This is a genomic window from Marinobacter sp. L-13 (genome assembly GCF_056857715.1).
Genome location: NZ_JBSXNQ010000068.1, coordinates 214,688 through 233,674 on the forward strand (window position 1 = coordinate 214,688; position 18,987 = coordinate 233,674).

Annotated in this window: 19 protein-coding genes and 1 tRNA gene; 9 read left to right on the forward strand and 11 right to left on the reverse strand. The window is 58.6% G+C overall.

Going from position 1 to position 18,987, the window contains the following annotated elements; genetic code table 11:
- Positions 1-13 precede the first annotated feature (13 nt).
- From AC13DD_RS20160 to AC13DD_RS20170, 3 genes are all read right to left on the reverse strand, one after another.
- Positions 14-295 (reverse strand): Lpp/OprI family alanine-zipper lipoprotein, encoded by a 282-nt coding sequence (locus tag AC13DD_RS20160; protein WP_008176834.1) that lies wholly within the window; start codon positions 293-295, stop codon positions 14-16.
- A 207-nt stretch (positions 296-502) separates the two neighbouring features.
- Positions 503-1,066 carry a L,D-transpeptidase family protein gene (locus AC13DD_RS20165; RefSeq protein ID WP_008176836.1) on the reverse strand — a complete coding sequence of 188 codons (564 nt, stop codon included), beginning with the start codon at positions 1,064-1,066 and terminating at the stop codon, positions 503-505.
- Between the two features lie 107 nt (positions 1,067-1,173).
- Positions 1,174-2,898 (reverse strand): potassium/proton antiporter, encoded by a 1,725-nt coding sequence (locus tag AC13DD_RS20170; RefSeq protein ID WP_008176837.1) that lies wholly within the window; start codon positions 2,896-2,898, stop codon positions 1,174-1,176.
- A gap of 70 nt (positions 2,899-2,968) precedes the next feature.
- Here AC13DD_RS20170 and AC13DD_RS20175 point away from each other — a divergent pair.
- Positions 2,969-3,042: transfer RNA gene (locus tag AC13DD_RS20175), tRNA-Gly, on the forward strand.
- A gap of 24 nt (positions 3,043-3,066) precedes the next feature.
- Here the strand turns inward: AC13DD_RS20175 and AC13DD_RS20180 are convergent.
- Together AC13DD_RS20180 and AC13DD_RS20185 are read right to left on the reverse strand one after the other, a co-directional pair.
- Positions 3,067-4,377, reverse strand: coding sequence for an NAD(P)/FAD-dependent oxidoreductase (locus tag AC13DD_RS20180; protein ID WP_482931651.1), 1,311 nt, complete (start codon positions 4,375-4,377; stop codon positions 3,067-3,069).
- Positions 4,378-4,623: 246 nt separating this feature from the next.
- Positions 4,624-5,229 (reverse strand): TetR/AcrR family transcriptional regulator, encoded by a 606-nt coding sequence (locus AC13DD_RS20185; protein WP_273084121.1) that lies wholly within the window; start codon positions 5,227-5,229, stop codon positions 4,624-4,626.
- A 117-nt stretch (positions 5,230-5,346) separates the two neighbouring features.
- Between AC13DD_RS20185 and AC13DD_RS20190 the strand changes: the two genes are divergently transcribed.
- On the forward strand, positions 5,347-5,901 hold the full coding sequence (locus tag AC13DD_RS20190; RefSeq protein ID WP_273017721.1) for a carboxymuconolactone decarboxylase family protein: 555 nt from the start codon (positions 5,347-5,349) through the stop codon (positions 5,899-5,901).
- A gap of 26 nt (positions 5,902-5,927) precedes the next feature.
- On the opposite strand, the gene AC13DD_RS20195 is transcribed toward AC13DD_RS20190, so the two are convergent.
- The gene (locus tag AC13DD_RS20195; RefSeq protein ID WP_482931652.1) at positions 5,928-8,036 is read right to left on the reverse strand and encodes a 4Fe-4S binding protein; all 2,109 of its coding nucleotides are present in this window, start codon (positions 8,034-8,036) and stop codon (positions 5,928-5,930) included.
- Positions 8,037-8,145: 109 nt separating this feature from the next.
- Here AC13DD_RS20195 and yghU point away from each other — a divergent pair, with 109 nt between their 5' ends.
- Both yghU and AC13DD_RS20205 read left to right on the forward strand, forming a co-directional pair.
- Positions 8,146-9,018 (forward strand): glutathione-dependent disulfide-bond oxidoreductase, encoded by an 873-nt coding sequence (gene yghU / locus AC13DD_RS20200; protein ID WP_014578957.1) that lies wholly within the window; start codon positions 8,146-8,148, stop codon positions 9,016-9,018.
- A complete protein-coding gene (locus tag AC13DD_RS20205) occupies positions 9,015-9,575 on the forward strand; it encodes an LOG family protein (protein WP_482931653.1) in 561 nt (186 codons plus the stop codon). The genes yghU and AC13DD_RS20205 overlap by 4 nt, the downstream gene beginning before the upstream one ends.
- Before the next feature lie 33 nt (positions 9,576-9,608).
- Here AC13DD_RS20205 and AC13DD_RS20210 read toward each other — a convergent pair whose 3' ends face one another.
- From AC13DD_RS20210 to AC13DD_RS20220, 3 genes are all read right to left on the reverse strand, one after another.
- Positions 9,609-9,782: a hypothetical protein gene (locus tag AC13DD_RS20210; protein WP_227510501.1), complete on the reverse strand. Its 174-nt coding sequence runs from the start codon at positions 9,780-9,782 to the stop codon at positions 9,609-9,611.
- A gap of 102 nt (positions 9,783-9,884) precedes the next feature.
- Positions 9,885-10,628, reverse strand: coding sequence for a spermidine synthase (locus AC13DD_RS20215; protein ID WP_219122437.1), 744 nt, complete (start codon positions 10,626-10,628; stop codon positions 9,885-9,887).
- Between the two features lie 6 nt (positions 10,629-10,634).
- Complete coding sequence (locus AC13DD_RS20220) at positions 10,635-10,967, reverse strand: ankyrin repeat domain-containing protein (protein WP_008176856.1); 333 nt, start codon at positions 10,965-10,967, stop codon at positions 10,635-10,637.
- Between the two features lie 114 nt (positions 10,968-11,081).
- Here AC13DD_RS20220 and AC13DD_RS20225 point away from each other — a divergent pair, with 114 nt between their 5' ends.
- The 3 genes from AC13DD_RS20225 to AC13DD_RS20235 all read left to right on the forward strand — a co-directional run bounded on the left by AC13DD_RS20225 (position 11,082) and on the right by AC13DD_RS20235 (position 14,594).
- Entirely contained in the window at positions 11,082-11,705 is a 624-nt protein-coding gene (locus AC13DD_RS20225; RefSeq protein ID WP_008176858.1) for a YbhB/YbcL family Raf kinase inhibitor-like protein, read from the forward strand.
- Between the two features lie 177 nt (positions 11,706-11,882).
- Complete coding sequence (locus AC13DD_RS20230) at positions 11,883-12,734, forward strand: UDP-2,3-diacylglucosamine diphosphatase (protein ID WP_482931654.1); 852 nt, start codon at positions 11,883-11,885, stop codon at positions 12,732-12,734.
- 147 nt (positions 12,735-12,881) lie between these two features.
- Positions 12,882-14,594 carry an ABC transporter permease gene (locus AC13DD_RS20235; protein WP_104270409.1) on the forward strand — a complete coding sequence of 571 codons (1,713 nt, stop codon included), beginning with the start codon at positions 12,882-12,884 and terminating at the stop codon, positions 14,592-14,594.
- 7 nt (positions 14,595-14,601) lie between these two features.
- Here AC13DD_RS20235 and AC13DD_RS20240 read toward each other — a convergent pair whose 3' ends face one another.
- The gene (locus AC13DD_RS20240) at positions 14,602-15,717 is read right to left on the reverse strand and encodes an ABC transporter ATP-binding protein (RefSeq protein WP_008176865.1); all 1,116 of its coding nucleotides are present in this window, start codon (positions 15,715-15,717) and stop codon (positions 14,602-14,604) included.
- Between the two features lie 193 nt (positions 15,718-15,910).
- Between AC13DD_RS20240 and AC13DD_RS20245 the strand changes: the two genes are divergently transcribed.
- Both AC13DD_RS20245 and AC13DD_RS20250 read left to right on the forward strand, forming a co-directional pair.
- On the forward strand, positions 15,911-16,933 hold the full coding sequence (locus AC13DD_RS20245; protein WP_273070970.1) for a Fe(3+) ABC transporter substrate-binding protein: 1,023 nt from the start codon (positions 15,911-15,913) through the stop codon (positions 16,931-16,933).
- A 143-nt stretch (positions 16,934-17,076) separates the two neighbouring features.
- Positions 17,077-17,769, forward strand: coding sequence for a TVP38/TMEM64 family protein (locus AC13DD_RS20250; RefSeq protein ID WP_008176869.1), 693 nt, complete (start codon positions 17,077-17,079; stop codon positions 17,767-17,769).
- A 16-nt stretch (positions 17,770-17,785) separates the two neighbouring features.
- On the opposite strand, the gene AC13DD_RS20255 is transcribed toward AC13DD_RS20250, so the two are convergent.
- Positions 17,786-18,958 (reverse strand): ADP-ribosylglycohydrolase family protein, encoded by a 1,173-nt coding sequence (locus AC13DD_RS20255; RefSeq protein WP_008176872.1) that lies wholly within the window; start codon positions 18,956-18,958, stop codon positions 17,786-17,788.
- Positions 18,959-18,987: the final 29 nt, after the last annotated feature.

Genomic DNA, 18,987 nt, shown 5'->3' on the forward strand with positions numbered 1-18,987 from the left:
TTACGTATCAGCCTTACTTCTGGCTGGCACGCTCGAGCATACGCTTGGCACGCTCGTTTGCTTCGTCAGCGGCTTTCTGGGCTGCCTTGGCAGCGGCCAGAGCTTCTTCTGCAGTCTGCTGGGCAGTACGTGCAGAGCTTGCAGCGCTGTTAGCGGTGTTCATTGCATTTTCAGCAGTGCGCTCAGCGGAGCTGGCGGTTGCATTCGCTTCGTCGAGGGCGCCTTGGTCAGTCGTGGCACAACCTGCAGTCAGAGCAGTGGCCAGTGCAATCCCGGCGATCGTCAGTTTACGCATTGTAAATCCCCTTATTGGTCGAGTTATTTCCTGTGATCCAAAAGTCAGTATAGACGACTTCCTGTCAACCTGTGCCCGATAGGCATAATAGGCATTGACTACCGGAGTCGTTAAACAGTGTAAAACACTGTAAGCCAAAATGTTAACTCAGGATAGGTAAATATTCTTAGCGTATGACAACAACTTAATTCTGCTGTCAGGCTTTTCTCAGGGGTGAATGCTGATCGGGGTCCCGTTCGACACCAGTTGCCAGATTTCGTCCATCTCTTCGTTGGTCACGGCAATACAGCCATCGGTCCAATCCAGACCGGTGTAGGCGAAGGCCATGTCGCCCACATCATTGGGAAGGCCATGGATCATGATGCTGCCACCGGGGTCCAGGCCCCAGGCGGATGCCAGTTCCCGATCCCGCTCACTGGGGTAGGAGATGTGGATGGATTTGTAGAAATCGCTCTCGGCATTGCGCCAGTCCAGGGTGTAATCGCCCTCCGGTGTGCGCTCGTCACCCTCGTACAGCTTGTGGCCTTCCGGATTGTCGCCCAGGGAAATGCGGTAGCTGCGAACCACGTCCTCGCCATCCATCAGGTACAGGCGGCGCTCTCCCTTGCGAACCACCACCCTACTGACGTTCTGAATGTCCGCGGGCTCATACATGGTGGCAACCGGCATCCGGGTGTCGGCCTTGGCCAGCAGCTCGGTTGCAAAGGCGGTTGGAGCGGCCGCCATGCAGAGCAGGGCGAGGCTGGATAATAGGGCGCGGAAAATGCTCATGTCCTTAACTTACCAATGATTAATCTTTGTACAGGCGATTTATACCATAGCCCGCAAGGGATCTGTTAAGGGGTTTTGTTAACTTTTTTGGCTATCTGGTTCGCTGATCAACCATTTTGTGAATTGTCCATCTTCAGTCCCACCTTGGTTACCTGGTCAGCACTGGTGGCCCGGGCCACCAGCGTTACCGGGCCAAGGGTAACCACGTCACCGACAACCGGGTGCCCCTTGGTGCGCCTCGCAAAGCATTCAGCCAGGGACAGTTCCGGGGGCAGATCGTCAAATTCAATGCCATAAACCTGCTCGACGTCACCCAGAAGGGCATCGCCGTTGAGCACAAAATCTCCGAAAAATGCCCGTTCAGCCAGGTACTTGGGCGCGTGGCGGCCGCTCAGAGCCTTGCCGAGCTCCGGCAGCACGCTCGGGGTTGCGAACATCGCCACCATGTCGCCACTGGAAACTTCCAGATCGGCTTTCGGCTGCAGGCAAACCCGGTTCCGGAAGACGCCAGCGACCGCGGTGTTCTCGGGAAACCGCAGCTGGCTCAGCCGCCGCGGCGTCTCCCAGATTTCGCCCCGCAGCGGAAACAGCATCAATTCGTGGTCGCCGGCGGCCGGCGCATCCAGGGGCAGCCTTCGATAGGGATCCTCTCCGGCCGGAACTTCCAGGCGAAGTTTCCGGGCCAGGGGTGTCATGGTGGTGCCCTGAACCAGGAGCGAGACCAGCACGATAAAGAAAGCCGCGTGGAAGACCAGTTGAGCTTCCGGCAAGTCGGCGATGATCGGGAACAGGGCCAGTACAATCGGCACCGCACCCCGGAGGCCGACCCAGCTGATGAAACCCAGCTCGCGGCGATTGAAGGCAAACGGCCAGAGGGTGAGCATGACCGTCAGCGGGCGGATAATGAAGATCAGCGAGAGGGCCAGGATCAACCCGCCGCCGGCCAGAGGAATCAGATCGGAGGGCGTTACCAGCAGTCCGAGCATCAGGAACAGGCACAGTTGGGCCAGCCAAGCCAGACCATCGTGCACCTGCAGGATCATCGGCATCATCCGGACATGGCGGTTACCGATCACCACGCCGGTCAGATAAATGGCCAGAAACCCGCTGCCGCCGAGGGCGTTTGTGGCAGAAAACACCGAGATGCCAGCAGCGGCGACCAGAAGGGGATACAGCGAAGGCGTCAGGCGGATCCGGTTGGCCAGCTCAACCACGGCGAAGCCGCCAATGATCCCGGCAACGGCGCCGACACCGAATTGCTGCACCAGCATGGTCAAGACCGCCCAGCCCGCGTGGTCGCCATCGTTACCGATGAGCGTGACCAGCATCAGGGTCAGGAAAATCGCCATGGGGTCGTTACTGCCGGATTCGATCTCCAGGGTGGCACTGACCCGTTCGTTCAGGTGCAGGCCCCGCCCCTGAAGCAGCGAAAACACGGCTGCGGCATCGGTGGATGAGATGATGGCGCCAATCAGCAGGGCCGTCAGCCAGTGCAGGTCGAACACCCACCAGGCCACAACTGCGGCACCAGCGGCGGTCATCGCGACCCCGAGTGTAGCGAGCACCAGGGCGGGTTTCAGCCCCACGCGGAAGGTTTCCGCACGGGTGCGCATGCCGCCGTCCAGCAGGATCACGCCCAGCGCCAGATTGGCAATCAGGAACGCGAGCTCGAAATCGTCGAACTGGATGCCACCCGGGCCGTCCTCGCCCATCATCATGCCGACCACCAGAAAGATCAGCAGCACCGGCATGCCCACCCGGCTGGAAAGCGGGCTGAGCACAATACTGATGACCAGCATCAGGGCGCCAATCAGAGTCAGGGTGGGATCCATTGTTGCTCCAGACAGAATGCTTGCCCATTGCCGGGCGGACCGCTTATATTGCTTTCGCGGCCCTTTTTTTGCGGGTGTAGTTCAATGGTAGAACGGCAGCTTCCCAAGCTGCATACGAGGGTTCGATTCCCTTCACCCGCTCCACTTCATTGCCGCTCGACTGTATCTCTAGTGTAGTTTGAGTCGGGGTTGCATGGCACGGCTGATTTTATCCATCAGCCAGATAATCCCGGTGCGGAACATGCCGTGCAGGGCTACCTGATGCATCCGATAGAGGGACAGGTAGAACATGCGGGCCACCTTGCCCTCGATGTACATGCTGCGGCCGGACAGGTTGCCCATCAGATTGCCGACGGTGGTGTAGCGGCTGAAATTGATCAGCGAGCCGTGGTCGTTGTAGACGAAGGGCACCGCCTCGCCATTGTCCAGGCGGTTGCAGAGGGTCTTGAACAGGGTGTTTGCCTGCTGGTGCGCAGCCTGGGCCCGGGGGGGAACCGGCAGGTCGGAATCCGGTTGCGGACAGGCAGCGCAGTCGCCGAAGGCGAAGATATTGGCATCCTGGGTGGTTTGCAGGGTCTGTTCCACCACCAGTTGATTGCTCCGGTTCACCTCCAGACCTTCCAGCTCGGCCAGGAAGGCCGGGGCCTTGATGCCCGCTGCCCAGATGGTCATTTCCGAGGGTAATTCGGTGCCGTCTTTCATCACGACCGTACTGGGCCGTACCTCACTCACCGGCTGGCCGGTCAGTACTTTCACCCGCTGGTGTTCCAGCTCCCTGGTGGCCGCCGCAGACAGCCGGCCAGGCAGGGCGGGAAGAATGCGGTCAGCGGCCTCGATCACGGAAATGGAAACGTCCGAGGGCTGAAGGTGGTTCATGCCGTACACCGGCAGCTCGCGGGACGCCAGTCGCAATTCTGCTGCCAGTTCCACACCGGTGGCACCCGCGCCGATGATGCTGATATTCAGGGTATGCTCAGCCCCCTGCAACGCCTCGTGATTCTTGCGCAGAAAGGCGTTGAGCATCAGGTTGTGGAAGCGCCGGGCCTGTTTGAGGCTGTCCAGGAACAGGCAGTTGTCCTGGGCGCCGGGCGTGCCAAAGTCGTTGGCGGTGCTGCCCACGGCAATCACCAGTGTGTCGTAGGGGATATGGCGTTCGGGAACGACCTCTGTACCGTCGACATCGTGGAACGGGGCTATGACCACTTTCTTGCTATCGCGGTCCAGTCCGCTCATGCGGCCGAGCTGGAATTCGTAATGGTGTTTGCGGGCATGGGCGCGGTAGTTGATCTCGTTCGCGCTGGCATCCAGGGAACCGGAGGCAACTTCGTGCAGCAGGGGTTTCCAGACGTGGGTCAGACCGGAATCCACCAGCGTGATTCTGGCTTTTCCCTTTCTACCCAGTTTGTTCCCGAGGCTGGTAACAAGTTCGAGACCGCCGGCGCCACCGCCGACCACAACAATGTGATGAAGGTTATCCATACCAATCAGACCTGTAAGTGAAGAGAGCCAAGGACTCTTCAGGCGAGAATGCTTGGCTGTCCTCACTCGGAACCAGACGAGAAGCCGGAATTCGATCGGGAAACAGGGCGGGGCCTGAGCCGGGCAATAATGTTAACGCGCCCGGACCTGTGGGTACAATTCTACGGAAGTGCTGTTTCCTTCCGGCCTGGCGCTCGCGAACCTGTGGATGGCGCGCTCGCCGCAGCTGCAGAAGGAACAGCGGGTCTAATGCTGGGTGCGATACCCGTCCAGGATGGCGGCCATATCGTCACCAAGGTCTTTCATGGCTTGCGGATCCAGATTGCGTTCACCCATGGACCTCAGGCCCATGATCTGCGCCTGCAGGAGCCGGGCAAGTCGACGGCTGTCTACGGATTGCGCCAGCTCCCCTTTCACCCGAGCCTGCTCTACCAGGTCTGCAAGAGATCCCTCGATCGCAGCAAGAATGCTGTTGGCCTGGTCCGCCAGGGCCGAATGCGTATTGCTGGATTCCAGCAGTGTTTTCACGATCATGCAGGCTCGTGAAGGTGCCGCGCTTCCGTCGCCGCAACCGCAGGCGATGCCGCGCAGATAGTCCTGAAGGCCGTCAACAATGGAATCAAAACCCTTGAGGTGAACGGCCAACTCCCGGCCGCCCTGTTCCGCATAGGCGGCCAGTGCTTCTGAAAACAGACCGTCCTTGCTGCCAAACGTGGCGTAGATGCTGCCCGGCCGCATATCGAGGGCCTGCTCGATCTGCTTCATGGAGCTGCCGTGATAGCCCTTCTCCCAAAACAGACCAACGGCCTTTTCCAGAGCGGTTTTTCGGTCATAGCGTGCGTGTCTGGCCATAACAACAATTCACCATCGTAGTGATTTGAATGACCCCTCAATTATATCTTGAGTGACCGCTCAATAACAGTTAGCCTGAAGTGGTAAATGAGCAATCATTCAATAAAGGAGTTGGCAATGACAGATTTCCCCCTTCACGACAAAGACACGGCACCGGAGAAATCCAGACCATTGCTGGACAACTCGCTCAAGGCGTTCGGCATGATTCCTGGCCTGCATGCGGTCATGGCGGAGGCGCCGGGCATCCTTGAGGGTTACCAGCAACTGCATCAACTGGTGCTGGACAGCAGCTTTGATAATGATGAAAAGACTGTCGTCTGGCAGACCATCAACGTGGAAAACGCCTGTCATTACTGCGTTCCGGCCCATACCGGGATTGCCAAAATGATGGATGTGTCTGACGACATTACCAATGCACTGCGGGACGAAACGCCGCTGCCGAGCGACAAGCTCGAGGCGCTCAGAACCTTCACTCTTGCGGTCATGCGCAAACACGGCAATGTCAGCAAAGAGGATCTGGACGCGTTTTACGAAGCGGGTTACCAGCACCGCCAGGTGCTGGAAGTGATTCTGGTGTTGTCCCAGAAAGTCATGAGTAACTACGTCAACCACATTGCGGAGACGCCCGTTGATGAGCCGTTCAAGAAGTTTGAATGGCAGAAGAAGCAATAATCCGGGCTTCGCGGCAACGGGACGGGTCAGCCCGCGTCCGTTGCCAGTATGTTCGCCTGTCTTGATCGTTTTTTGGTCTCGAGCCGCTTGTCGACGCACCGGGTGTCGTCCTCGAGAATAACGACGCATTCCAGGCACTGAATGCATTCGTCGTAATCGATCCGGCCATCCTTGCGAATGGCATTGATACCGCACTCATTCTTGCAGTGCTGGCAGGGGTTGCCACAGAGCTCAACCCGGTCCAGCCAGCTGAACAAGCGTAACCGGCCGAGCGCCGCGAGGCCGGCGCCCAGCGGGCACAGGTAGCGGCAGTAGAATTTGTGGATGAACATGCCGATCACAAGCAGGCCGACGGCGTAGAGAACGAAGGGCCAGGAGCGAACGAAAAACAGGGTTATGCTGGTTTTGAATGGTTCCACCTCCGCCATTTTTTCGGCGACGGTCAGGGAGTAGAAAGCGGTGCCCACCAGAGCCAGCAGGATCGGATATTTGAGCAGAATCAGGCGCCGGTGCCAGTGCTCGGGCACTTTGATCTGGCGGAACTTCAGTTTCTCGCCAAGCCAGGCGGCCATTTCCTGCAGGGCGCCAAACGGGCAGAGCCAGCCGCAGAAAAGGCCACGGCCCCAGATGAACAGGGTTATGAATGTGTACACCCAGAGAATAAAGATGATCGGATCCAGCAGGAACACATTGAGAGAGAAACCGTCCCAGATCGCCAGGAACAGGGTGTAGATGTTAACCACCGAAAGCTGGCCCTGGGCGTAGAAGCCGATAAAGAACAGGGTGAAGAACAGAAATCCCCAGCGGAACCGGTGTACCAGCTTCGGGTTGCGGCTCAGGGTTTTCTGGCGGGCGAAGAACACGGTCAGAACGGTCAGGCCGATTACCAGCAGTGAAATCTGCCACCAACGTTCTTTCCAAAGGCCGAACCAGACCGGTTCACGGGTGTCCTCCGGGTTGGGAGCAACCTCGACGGTTTCGAACAGTTCTTCGTTGAAGCGAACCGGGATATTCAGGGACGTGCGGTCCACCATCAGGTGATTGCGGGCCAGTTCGACATTGAGCTTCAGATTGGCTTCCGCCCCGGGGTTGAAGCCGGCGTTACCGCCCACGCGGAACAGGTTTCCGGCATCGAATGACGGAATGCCGGCCGCCCGGAAATCGAGATTCTGGTCCAGCAGGTTGAGGTCGCGCATTTCCACGGCAAGGTTGTTCTGGGTGAGCCCAACACGGTCCGGAGAGCTGCCGGGCACGAACTCTCGGGAAACGTGGGGAAAGGCGCCCCGGGACATGACGGCCAGAACCTGTGCGCCGTCATCCAGCCGTTGCATGAGGCGCTGATAGCCATCGTCTCCAAGCAGGTTTCGTCCCACCATGGGCGAATTGATGTAGGCGAAGAAAAGCTCGGTAAAAGGTTCGCCGTCTGCGGGTTCGATGTCCATGGGGTAGTCTGAAAGAGGCCGGCCCAGCTCGGCCTCGATGGATTCGGCAGCAATCTGCCAGTGTCCGATGTAACCGCGATCCACCAGTTGCTGCCAGGACATGGGCTGGTAGAAATCCGGTTTCGCCCGTGTGGGTGCGCTCTGGGCAAAGCCCTCGAGTTTCTTGCGGGCCACCTTGAGGGCTGAAGAGAGCACGGTGTCGTTGATGATCAGGACCGAAACCGTGGCCTTGCTGACACCGTCAAAGTGCACCACGTTGCCGTCGCTGGTTCGTCCGGAACGGCTGGAGTTGGAGGTGCTGACAATAATCTGCTCTTGTAACGAATGCCCTTCGTATTGGTCTACAAAGTCGAACAGGGGGCCTTCGCCCAGGCCATGGAGAAAAACCGGCTCGTGGTGATTCAGCACCTTGATGCCGGTGAAACGCCCTTTGCTGTCGAGGCCGATCAGCATGCTGATCGGTTTGCCGGCAAAGCCCTGTAGGCGGCTATGGTCTGCGGTTTCGTAGGCATAGCCAAGCAGTTCCTGGAGTTGATACACCGGGTACACGGGAAAATCGGGCAGCTTGTCTTCAATGACCGTTGCCGAGGGAAACAGCTCCTGAATCAGCGCCCGCTTGCTGTCTGACAGCTCGGCGTGAACCGGGGGCACTAAAAACAGACAGGCAAGAAGGAGCACGATGCGCCCTGCCATGGGGTACTCCTGTGGTTCTTTTTGTTTGAACTTCCATGCTAGAGTTTTCGGCCCCGGGCTCAATGCGACCTCGGAGCCAGCTGAATGCTACTTTGTGAGGAGAAATGCCATGACCGACGCTACCTACACGCCACCCAAAGTCTGGAAATGGGACTCTGAGAGCGGAGGTCGGTTTGCCAGTATCAATCGCCCGATCGCCGGTCCGACCCACGACAAGGCGCTACCGGTTGGCAAGCATCCGTTGCAGCTTTATTCGCTGGCGACGCCCAACGGCGTGAAAGTAACGGTGATGCTGGAGGAGCTGCTGGAGCTGGGTATCAAGGACGCCGAGTACGATGCGTGGCTCGTCAGGATTACCGAGGGCGATCAGTTTGGCAGCGGGTTTGTGGAAGTGAACCCCAACTCCAAGATCCCGGCCATGGTGGACCACAGTGTCACCCCGTCCATCCGCCTGTTCGAATCCGGGTCCATCCTGCTTTACCTGGCGGAAAAATTCGGGGCGTTCCTGCCCAGTGACATCGCCGGACGCGCGGAGACCATGAACTGGCTGTTCTGGCAGATGGGCAGTGCGCCCATGCTCGGTGGCGGCTTCGGTCATTTCTACGCCTACGCGCCGGAATACTACGAGTACCCGATCAACCGCTACACCATGGAAGTCAAGCGTCAGCTGGATGTGCTCGACCGGCAGCTGGCCAATAACCGCTACATCGCGGGCGATGAATACACCATCGCCGATATGGCGATCTGGCCCTGGTACGGCGCCCTGGTGAAAAACAAGGTGTATGACGCGGCCGAGTTCCTGGAAGCCCACACCTATACCAACGTCATTCGCTGGGCGGATGAGATCGCCCAGCGCCCGGCGGTCAGGCGTGGCCGCATGGTCAACCGGGCCTGGGGTGAGCCGAGCAGCCAGCTGCACGAGCGTCACGACGCCAGTGATTTCGAGACCCAAACCCAGGACAAGATTGGTGACGGTGAATGAAGGTCGCGGTTTATTGCGGCTCCCGGTCCGGAAATGATCCGCTTTACGCGGACAAGGCCCGGGAGTTAGGTGATTACTTCGGTCGAAATGGCATTGAGCTGGTGTTCGGTGGCGGGCACGTCGGCCTGATGGGTGTTGTGGCGGATGCGGTCCTGGCCGCGGGCGGCCGGGTCCACGGGGTCATCCCCGAGCATCTGCGGGACCGGGAGCTGGCCCACTCCGGCCTGACCGAGCTGCATGTGGTCAAAAACATGCACGAGCGCAAGGCCCTGATGGCGGATCTGGCTGACGGTTTCGTTGCGCTGCCAGGCGGGATTGGCACACTGGAAGAACTGTTTGAGGCCTGGACGTGGGGCCAGTTGGGGTTGCACCAGAAGCCGTGTGCCATCTACAACGTCAACGGGTTTTTTGACCCTTTGCTGGCACTGGCGGAGAACATGGAACGTGCCGGTTTTTTGCAGCAGCAATACATCGACATGCTGATCCGGACTGACCAACCTGATCGCCTGCACAGGGCCTTCCGGGACTATCAGAGCCCCGGAGAAAAATGGACCTGATCGTGTCCAGGGGCCCGGCTCAGTCGGGCCCTGTTACTGCTCGTTCTTGGCTTTCTGAATGGTTTCCAGCTTCTCGTGCAGCAGGGCCTCAAGCTTTATCAGCTTTTCGCGGTTTTCCTCATTCGGCCGGTTGGTATACAGATCGACGTAGGTCTTGGTGACCTCGCTCAGTACCGGATGCAGCTTTTTATAGTCTTCCTCGCTCATGGTCAGCACTCCTTTCGAACATAGTGGATTCCATACCAGTAACTATGGATCATCCCCAATAATCATCAAGGACGCAGATCAAGTCCGGGACGATTTTCCAGCTCACTCCATCCGGCTGACTTTCGCCATCAATCGACGCCAGTCTATTGGTAGCCGGTTCTCCAGTTCCTCCAGCACCGGGTCCTTCGGGTGCACCGACTGGAAGTGCTGTTTGCTGGCATAAACCACGGTGTTGTTACTTTTGCTTCGAAAGCCAAGAAGCACCGCAAAGTGCCTCTTGAGCCGCCGGAAGTAAGCCCCCTGGACATCCGGAGTCCGGTGGTAATTCAGCACCAGCCAGCCGTCCTCCGTGAGCACCCGGGCGCACTCATCCACAAACTGTTTCTGGGCCTGTGCAGGGCTCATCCGGTCTGCGTTGTACAGATCGGCCAGAATCATATCCGTGCTCGCCTCAGGCAGCTTTTCCAGGGCATCCCGGGCATCGGCAATGGTTACCTCAAGGCGCTCACTGCCGGGCAGATCAAAAAATTCCCTGGCAGTGTCCAGTACCGCCTGGCGCAGTTCGACGGCGTGTATCCGACACTCGGGATAAAGATGGTGAAAAGCGCCCGCCATCACGCCGCCGCCCAGACCCAGAATGGTGACGTGGCGAGGGTTGGCAAAGACCGCCGGCAGCATCATGGCCCGGTTGTACTCATGGACTGGCAGATAGGGAAATCGGCGATCAATCTTGCTTTGCTCGAACACCGAATTGAAGGTAAGCACCCGGTGTTTGCGGTAATCGACCACCAGAATGCTGCCCAGGGCATCCCGGGTGTGGTGGATAATCTCGCCTTTGTTGAACATGCCGGCTTACCGGCCGGATTCTTCGAACAGGCGCTTTACGCTGTCGGTTTTTGCCAGCGACAGAGCGGTATTGCCGTTGCTGTCCTTCGCTTCGCGATCGGCGCCTTTTTCCAGCAGAAGACGTACCGTTTCCGGGTGGCCGTGCTTGCTGGCCAGGATCAGCAGGGTCTCGCCCTCGCTGGTGCGCATGTTCACCGGGACACCGGCATCAAGCATCACGCTCAGAGGTCCGGCACCGCCGTTGCGGGCCAGTTCGAAAATACCCTGGGCGAAGGCAACCGCATCCTCGTCTTTCTGGTTCGCGGGTTGTTGCGGCTTGCCGGGCTTCTGTTGGCTCATCGGGGCTCCGTGGTCAGTTCAATCGATTTTGTGTTAAAAACGTATTATCACAGAATGAGACTGTCCCAGACACAGTCAATGAGCCCAAGGCTAAAAACGACAGGAGGCAACGCCGTGAAACTACAGGTTGAAGGCATCGAAGAAGGCCAGCCGATTCCCGAGAAGTTCGCATTCGGGGTATACAGCGAAGATGACCACATGAGCTTCGGTCCCAACCGGAACCCCGAAGTTGTCTGGGACGGTGCGCCCGAGGGCACGAAAAGCTTCGTGGTGATGATGTTTGATCCGGACGTGCCTAGCGTTGCGGATGATGTAAACCAGGAAGGCAAGACGGTTTCCAGGGACATCCCGAGGGTCGATTTTTTCCACTGGCTGCTGGTTGATGTGCCTGCCGGCACCACCCGGATTCCGGAAGGCGAAGACAGCGATGGCGTGATTCCCAAGGGCAAGGAGCCGGGGCCCGGCCCCATCGGTATCCGCGGCGTGAACAATTACACCCAGTTCCTGGCGGGCAATCCCGACATGAACGGCACCTACGCCGGGTACGATGGTCCCTGTCCGCCCTGGAACGATGAGATCATCCATCACTACCACTTCGAGGTGCATGCACTGGATGTGGATACCCTTGCCCTGGATGGCGAGTTCGATGGTAACGATGTGCGCGAAGCCATGGCAGGCCACGTACTGGCCAGCGCCCGGGTGACGGGTACCTACACCCTGAATCCGGACCTGCGCTAACGGATTCAGACACCGAGCAGTGATATTCCGGTAACCCAATCGGTTACCGGATAGCCATCGTTCCCTCCCCCTGATTCCTTTCTGAACGTCACAGAAGTGTCTTGTTGTTGTCATGTCCCCGTCACCCGGTCTTGCCAAGGTGTCAGCATCCGGAATGGTTGAAAGACGGGAGGCAAGATGCGGAGCTACCGGAGCGTTTTCATTTCCGATGTGCACCTGGGCACGGCTGACTGCCAGGCCGAGTATCTGCTGGATTTCCTGAACCAGGTCCGCTGCGAAACTCTGTATCTGGTGGGCGATATCATCGACCTGATTGCGATGCAGCGACGGGTTCACTTCCCGGATTCCCATCGGGCCGTCATTCACAAACTCATTGAGCTGGCTGCCAGTGGAACGCGGGTGGTCTATGTGCCCGGTAACCACGACGATTTCCTGCGCCGGTTCTGCGGCCAGACCATTGCCGGTATTGAGCTGCGCTACAAGGCCATACACACCACCGCAGATGGTCGACGCTTCATGGTCTGCCACGGCGACCAGTTTGACCAGGTGGTGCGTTGCAGCCCGCTGATGCTTCTGGTCGGTGACCGTGCCCACGGTATCCTGCTCCGCCTGAACCGCTGGTTCAACGCCTGGCGCCGGCTCAAGGGCAAGCCTTACTGGTCGCTGGCAGCCTGGGTAAAGAGCAGAATCGGCAAGGCGCGCACGTTCATCCGGCGGTTTGAACTGGCGGCGCTGACGGTCGCGGAAAAGGGCAACTACGACGGTTTTATCTGCGGCCACATCCACTCCGCCGGCTTCCTGCGCAGCGAAGATGGTCTTTACTGCAATGACGGCGATTGGGTAGAACACTGCACGGCGCTGGTGGAGCAGGAGAACGGCACACTGGAGCTGCTGCATTGGTCGGAAAACCCCAATGTTCTGGCCAGAGAGCCTGACGCCCCGCATCCGGATGTTTGCGGAGACGCCCGGCCGGTGATTGATGCCCTGCCCACAGCGTTCGTGGAGCAGGTCAACCGGCTCGTCAGCTGAGCAGAGGTGTGCGGCGACCTCGGTCGCCCACCCTGGCACTCGCTCAGGCCGATCGAGGCTTCAATATCCCTCCTTCAGGGTGGCTATTTTTCATAACGCCATCGTATCCCTTATACTCCGTGTCCCTACCAGCCCTTCATAGGCTTTATGGCTGAACATACGACATCACAGACAAGCGGTTTTGCTGGCGCTGGCCCCGGAACCGGCGCCGCCAGTCATCGCGCGCGTCGTTTCAATGCCTGGACGGTCAGCACCCTCGTGATCGCCCTGCTGGTTGCGATGCCAGTGCTGGTCATCCTTGCCCATGTGTTTTTCCCGTCCGGTGAAGTCTGGCAACACCTTGTCAGCACGGTTCTTGGAAGATACCTCAGTAACACCGTGGTGCTCAGTGTCTCTGTGGCTGTAGGAACCACCCTGATTGGCACTGCCTGCGCCTGGCTGGTGGTTATGTGCCGGTTTCCCGGCAGGCGGCTGTTCGAGTGGGCCCTTCTGCTGCCGCTGGCGGTGCCAACCTACGTTATTGCTTATGCTTACACGGATTTCCTGCAGTTTGCGGGGCCACTACAAAGCGCCTTGCGCGACTGGTTCGGCTGGGAGTTTGGCGACTATTACTTTCCGGATATCCGGTCCCTGGGCGGTGCTGCCCTGCTGATTACCATGGTGCTCTACCCCTACGTGTACCTGCTTGCCCGGGCGTCGTTCATGGAGCAGTCGGTAAGTGCACTTGATGTTGGCCGCACTCTGGGCCTGGGGCCATGGCGTATGTTCAAACGCATTGCTCTGCCGCTGTCCCGTCCTGGGATCATCGGCGGCGTTTCGCTGGTCCTGATGGAAACACTGAACGAGTTCGGGGCAGTCCAGTTCTTTGGCGTCGATACCTTCACCACCGGAATCTACCGGACCTGGTTTGGCCTGGGTGAGCCGGTTGCAGCGGCTCAGCTCGCAGCCTGCCTGCTGGTGTTCGTGGTTCTTGTTGTTGTTCTGGAACGCGTTTCCCGCGGTGGCAAGCAATACCATACCTCGGCACGGTACCAGGCATTGCCCGAGTATTCGCTGAATTCAGGTCAGGCTGCGCTCGCCTTTGCAGTGTGTTTCCTGCCTGTTCTTATTGGTTTTATTGTTCCGGCCCTGATTCTGCTGGAAATGGCGATTACGACCGGCGACAGCCTTTTCGGGACGCGTTTTCTGGAATTCGCGTTCAACAGTCTGATACTCGCCTCAAGCGCGGCGCTGGTTGCCGTTACGCTTGCTGTAATGCTGAGTTACGGCGCACGGCTGAATCCCAGCTCCTGGGTCCGGAGTGCGAACCGGATTGCGGCCATGGGCTATGCCATCCCAGGGTCTGTCATTGCCGTGGGCATCATGATTCCGCTGGCCTGGCTGGATCAGAAGCTCAATCTCTTTCTTCGTGACAACTTTGGTTTCATGGTGGGTCTGGTACTCAGTGGCAGCGCTTTTGTCCTGATCTACGCCTACACGGTGAGATTCCTGGCCGTCTCCTTCAATACGGTTGAGGCCAGTCTGGGGAAGGTTACGCCCTCAATGGACGCAGCTGCGCGAACCCTCGGTCAAACCGCCGGTGGTACCTTGCGCAAGGTTCATACGCCGATCATGCGCAGTAGCCTGCTGGCGGCCGGTATACTGGTGTTTGTGGACGTGATGAAGGAGTTGCCGGCGACCATCATACTCCGGCCGTTCAACTTCGATACCCTGGCGGTCCGTGCCTACAGCCTGGCCTCTGACGAGCGATTGGCCGAGTCGGCCATGTCCTCCCTCGCCATTGTTGTGGTCGGGATCATTCCCGTGGTCATTCTGAGCCTGGCGATGCGTCGGTCCCGCCCGGGAAGTAAAACGGGGTAGCCACGGTTTACTCGGCGAACAGAAAAACCTGCGACATATCCAGCTCAAGCGAGACAGCCTGTCCCTCTTCCGGCAGAAACACCCCGGGCACTTTTGCATGCAGGTGCATTTCCTGCCCGTCCGGCCCGTGAGCACAAATATGCAACAGACTGGTCGGGCCGAGCAGTCGGGACATCAGAACATGGCTGGTGCGGTCATCACCGGCCTGTCCTTCAAGTTGCCTGACTTTGACCGCCTCCGGACGGATCAGAATTCTAGCGCTGCTGCCGTCCTCAAAACCTTTAGCTTCCAGGTGGCCCAATGGCGTTGTCACCACGCCGTTGTGGACAACGCCGCGATGTTCGTTCACCTGCCCGAAAAAGTTGACCACGAACGGCTCGGCAGGATTGCAGTAAAGGTCTGTAGGAGTTCCCGTTTGCACGATCTCTCCGTCTCGCATCAGTGCGATCCGATCTGCCATGAACATGGCTTCCTCCGGGTCATGAGTAACCAGAAGAGTGGCCGTGTTCAGCTCTTTCAGCACATGCAGTGTATCGTCCCGAATCTGGTCGCGCAGCCGGGCGTCGAGGCTGGAGAATGGTTCGTCCAGCAGCATGACCCGTGGCGACGGAGCAAGGGCCCTGGCCAGGGCTACCCGCTGCTGCTGACCACCTGAGAGGGTATGTGGGTAAACATTGGCGGCATCGGCCATGCCCAGGCGCCCCAACAGTTCGAGTGCGCGCGTACGTTGCTGCTTTTTCGGCATGGAGCTGATGCCGAAGCAGACGTTCTCCAGCACCGTCAGATGGGGGAAGAGTGCAGATTCCTGGAATGCCAGGCCCACATTCCGCTTTTCCGGGGGTACCTGCACGCCACCGGGTGCCGAAACCAGGGAGCTGCCGAGAAAGACTTTGCCGCGGGACGGCGTCTGGAGGCCTGCAGCGATACGCAGCAGCGTTGTTTTGCCGCAGCCAGAAGGGCCGAGGAGGCAGACAACCTCGCCTGCTTCCAGATGCAGGTTGATGTCTTTGACAACGCTATCGCCATGGAATTGGCAATGCACGCGGTCAAGCATCAATGACGGGCCCGACAGGCCGTTCTCGAGTTGGTCGCTGTAGGTTGGGCTTTCCTGATAAATGCTCATGGTGCCGATCCAGCCTCCCGGTTCAAACTCCAGTGGAGGTGCAATTGTAAGCTTGTTGCGTCTGATTGTGTATTGAATACGTAAAAGCGACTGATTCCTATTTATTGACTTCTATGCCCGGGTTCGTTTAAATCGCATCTAAATACTAATCGTTTTCACCTGCAATAGTAATTAGCAACCAAGGAGAGATCCCGTGGTATCTCATAAAGCGAAGTTGGCAGCCGCTGCCCTGGCAACAACACTGGCAGCAACGAGTGTCTCCGCGAGTGAAGTCAACCTGTACTCTGCGCGGCACTACGATTCGGACCAGGCAATTTATAACGCCTTCACCGAGGAGACCGGCATCAAGGTCAACCTGATTGAGGGGAAGTCCGATGCGTTGATCCAGCGAATCCAGCGAGAAGGTGTCGCCAGCCCGGCCGATATCCTGATTACCGTTGACGCGGGTAACCTCTGGCGAGCCGACCAGGAAGGCATCTTCCAGCCGGTGGATTCGGAAGTTCTGAACAGCCGTCTGCCGGATTCCCTGCGTCATCCGGAAGGGCATTGGTTCGGCTTCAGTCAGCGTCTGCGCGTGATCTACTACGATCGTTCAGACTTTGATCCTTCCCGGATCAGTCAGTACGAGGACCTGGCCAACCCGGAATTCAAGGGCGAGATCTGCATCCGGTCCTCCAGCAACATCTACAACCAGTCATTGCTGGCCAGCCTCGTTGAGTACCACGGCGAAGAAGGCGCTGAGGAGTGGGCGCAGGGCGTAGTCAATAACATGGCCCGTGATCCCCAGGGTGGCGACACCGATCAGATCCGTGCTGTGGCTGCCGGTGAATGCAACCTGGCGGTTGGCAACCATTACTACTACGCGCGCCTGCTGAACTCTGATGATGTTGCAGACCGTGAAGTGGCCCGGGAGGTTGGCATTATCTTCCCGAACCAGGATGGCCGTGGTGTTCACGCCAACATCGGTGGTGCGGGTGTGGTGGCTACCGCGCCTAACCGCGACAACGCTGTCCGGTTCCTGGAGTTCCTGTCCTCCGATACCGCCCAGCAGATCTTCGCTGAGAGCAATCACGAGTTCCCGGCGGTAGACGGTGTACTGAAGAATCCGGTGCTGGATTCCTGGGGCAACCTGAACATTGATGACATCAATGTGAGCGTACTGGGCACCAACAATCCGGAAGCGGTGAAGATCTTCGACCGTGTGGGCTGGCGTTAATCGAAGTATCACGAAATTGATCGCAGATTACGCTTGAGAGAGCGTGCCCAAGGGCCGGATGTTGGTAAGACATCCGGCCCTTTTTATTTTATCGAGGCACCGGCTGTGCTTCCTGTTACCTGATGAGCGGGTAGAATAGCCGGATGACCCGATCGCCGCTGGTTTTCCGTCTCTCCTTTCTTGCCATTGTCGCGTTTTTGATGGCCATGATCTGGCTTCTGCTGCGGCAACTGGGCATGCCTGCCAGCTTTGCACCAACGGTGCTGTCCGACTGGTTTGCCAGTCAGGGGACTCTTGGGCCGGTATTACTGATGCTCCTGATGGTTCTTGCTGTCGTGGTCGGGCCAATACCCACGTTGCCGATCAGTGCGGCGTCCGGCCTGGTTTACGGAATGTTCAACGGAACGGCAATCGCGGTAGCCGGTGCACTGGCGGGTTCGCTGATTGCCTTTTATCTGGCGCGAGTGCTTGGTCGCGATGCTGTTCAGCAGAAGCTCGAAAACAACCCGGTATTCTCGGCCAGAGGGTCACAGCGGTTCCTGTTTATTGCAGTCCTCCTCACCCGGTTAATCCCGGTGTTCTCCTTCGCCCTGATCAGCTATGCCGCCGGAGTGACGGCGATACACCTTTGGCGTTACGCCTTGGCAACGGTTATTGGAATGTTACCCATGACCTTTGTGTTTGCCGGGTTGGGGCATACCCTCGAGCTTAACCCCACCCTGACCGTTATAGCGGCAGCTACGGTATTGCTGGTCATGAGCACGTTGCCCCTTTACCTGCGGCATCGCCCACATTCCCGTCTGGCTCGCTGGCTGCAGCTGGATGGAAGGGTCTGATGCCCGCTGCAGATTCTCAATTTCCCACAAGCGACTCGATATCCTGATAGACGGTCGCAGCATCCGTTACCCTGGCGAGCCAGCTCAGAGGAATGCCGTTCTCACCGCCAACACCGTGCATGGCGGCCATGGCCGGGCCAATCAGCCAGGCTCGACCGCAGGAGTCACCACCACAATGAATGTTGGCGCGGATGGCTTCGGTGTAGCTCCGGGCCGTGTTCAGAATGTGAAAGCTGACCGGCATGGCTTCCTGCAGGTAACAGGTGCGGCCAAACGTGTCACCGGCAGCAACGCCGTTCAGTTCCGAGCTCTCAAGTGCCCGTTTGAGGGACGCCTGATCGGGTGCTTCGTCGATGGCCGAATTCATTGCCTTGGCAAGAGGCTCGCCCCTGAATAGCCCGTCCAGAAGCACCGCTGCACACTTTGCCCAGGCAACGGCCTCGTCGTTGTGATTGGTAACCCGCACGGCTGCTTCAACAACGTCCAGGAGGTTTGTGCTTCCGCTATGGGCGGCAACGAGTGGCGGCAGCTTGGACACCGCAGGCAACTGCATGTCGTCGGCGCCACTCGCCGGTACCAGATTGCGGTCGATGGTTTCCGCCAGATGAACGCCGGCGTCCTGAATGGCCTTTTCCTTGTACGTCAGGCTGATGGCCTCCCGCACCGGCTGCGCAAGCGCGCTGCCGCTCAGACGGCGGGTGTAGGGCATGACCTTCTGCACCAGAATCCGCTTCTGTTTGTCGGAAAGATCATCCGGCATGCCGGACTGCGCCTCCTCGACCGCCTTGCGCTCGATCGCATTGAAATTCTCCAGCGTGATCCGTGTCGGGTTATCGATGAATCCCCGCCACTGGCCACCGGGCCCAAAGAACGAACGAAACCGGCGCTGGTAATCGCGGATGTCCAGATTGCCGTTGGTGGCCAGTAAGCTGTCGGTCAGCACGCCGGTGGCTGCGCCGTAGTGACTCACATCGCCAACCTGTTTCCCCTCGTGAGCGAAGTAACCGAATCCCTTTGTGTAGTACTCGGCTCGTGGAGGCAGGAATTCGGGCGACTGTCCACCCACCTCCAGAATGCGCTCGCTGTTGTAGAGCCAGTGCAAACCCAGGCTGGCTGCGTCTGCGACCCAGCCGCCTGCCAGAGCAGCGGTGATGGCGCCTTTTCTTTCGGGAGGGAGATTGCTGACCATGGGAGATCCTTGATGTCCGGTTTGTGAGT

What these genes read in the sequence shown, in the direction of transcription:
- AC13DD_RS20185 (WP_273084121.1), bottom strand. Translation starts at nt 5,229, where the DNA reads ATGGCCAGACACGCACGCTATGACCGAAAAACCGCTCTGGAAAAGGCC.
- AC13DD_RS20195 (WP_482931652.1), bottom strand. Translation starts at nt 8,036, where the DNA reads ATGGCAGGGCGCATCGTGCTCCTTCTTGCCTGTCTGTTTTTAGTGCCC.
- AC13DD_RS20255 (WP_008176872.1), bottom strand. Translation starts at nt 18,958, where the DNA reads ATGGTCAGCAATCTCCCTCCCGAAAGAAAAGGCGCCATCACCGCTGCT.
- AC13DD_RS20235 (WP_104270409.1), top strand. Translation starts at nt 12,882, where the DNA reads ATGGCTGAACATACGACATCACAGACAAGCGGTTTTGCTGGCGCTGGC.
- AC13DD_RS20230 (WP_482931654.1), top strand. Translation starts at nt 11,883, where the DNA reads ATGCGGAGCTACCGGAGCGTTTTCATTTCCGATGTGCACCTGGGCACG.
- AC13DD_RS20210 (WP_227510501.1), bottom strand. Translation starts at nt 9,782, where the DNA reads ATGAGCGAGGAAGACTATAAAAAGCTGCATCCGGTACTGAGCGAGGTC.
- yghU (WP_014578957.1), top strand. Translation starts at nt 8,146, where the DNA reads ATGACCGACGCTACCTACACGCCACCCAAAGTCTGGAAATGGGACTCT.
- AC13DD_RS20240 (WP_008176865.1), bottom strand. Translation starts at nt 15,717, where the DNA reads ATGAGCATTTATCAGGAAAGCCCAACCTACAGCGACCAACTCGAGAAC.
- AC13DD_RS20160 (WP_008176834.1), bottom strand. Translation starts at nt 295, where the DNA reads ATGCGTAAACTGACGATCGCCGGGATTGCACTGGCCACTGCTCTGACT.
- AC13DD_RS20170 (WP_008176837.1), bottom strand. Translation starts at nt 2,898, where the DNA reads ATGGATCCCACCCTGACTCTGATTGGCGCCCTGATGCTGGTCATCAGT.
- AC13DD_RS20250 (WP_008176869.1), top strand. Translation starts at nt 17,077, where the DNA reads ATGACCCGATCGCCGCTGGTTTTCCGTCTCTCCTTTCTTGCCATTGTC.
- AC13DD_RS20220 (WP_008176856.1), bottom strand. Translation starts at nt 10,967, where the DNA reads ATGAGCCAACAGAAGCCCGGCAAGCCGCAACAACCCGCGAACCAGAAA.
- AC13DD_RS20215 (WP_219122437.1), bottom strand. Translation starts at nt 10,628, where the DNA reads ATGTTCAACAAAGGCGAGATTATCCACCACACCCGGGATGCCCTGGGC.
- AC13DD_RS20190 (WP_273017721.1), top strand. Translation starts at nt 5,347, where the DNA reads ATGACAGATTTCCCCCTTCACGACAAAGACACGGCACCGGAGAAATCC.
- AC13DD_RS20180 (WP_482931651.1), bottom strand. Translation starts at nt 4,377, where the DNA reads ATGGATAACCTTCATCACATTGTTGTGGTCGGCGGTGGCGCCGGCGGT.
- AC13DD_RS20165 (WP_008176836.1), bottom strand. Translation starts at nt 1,066, where the DNA reads ATGAGCATTTTCCGCGCCCTATTATCCAGCCTCGCCCTGCTCTGCATG.
- AC13DD_RS20205 (WP_482931653.1), top strand. Translation starts at nt 9,015, where the DNA reads ATGAAGGTCGCGGTTTATTGCGGCTCCCGGTCCGGAAATGATCCGCTT.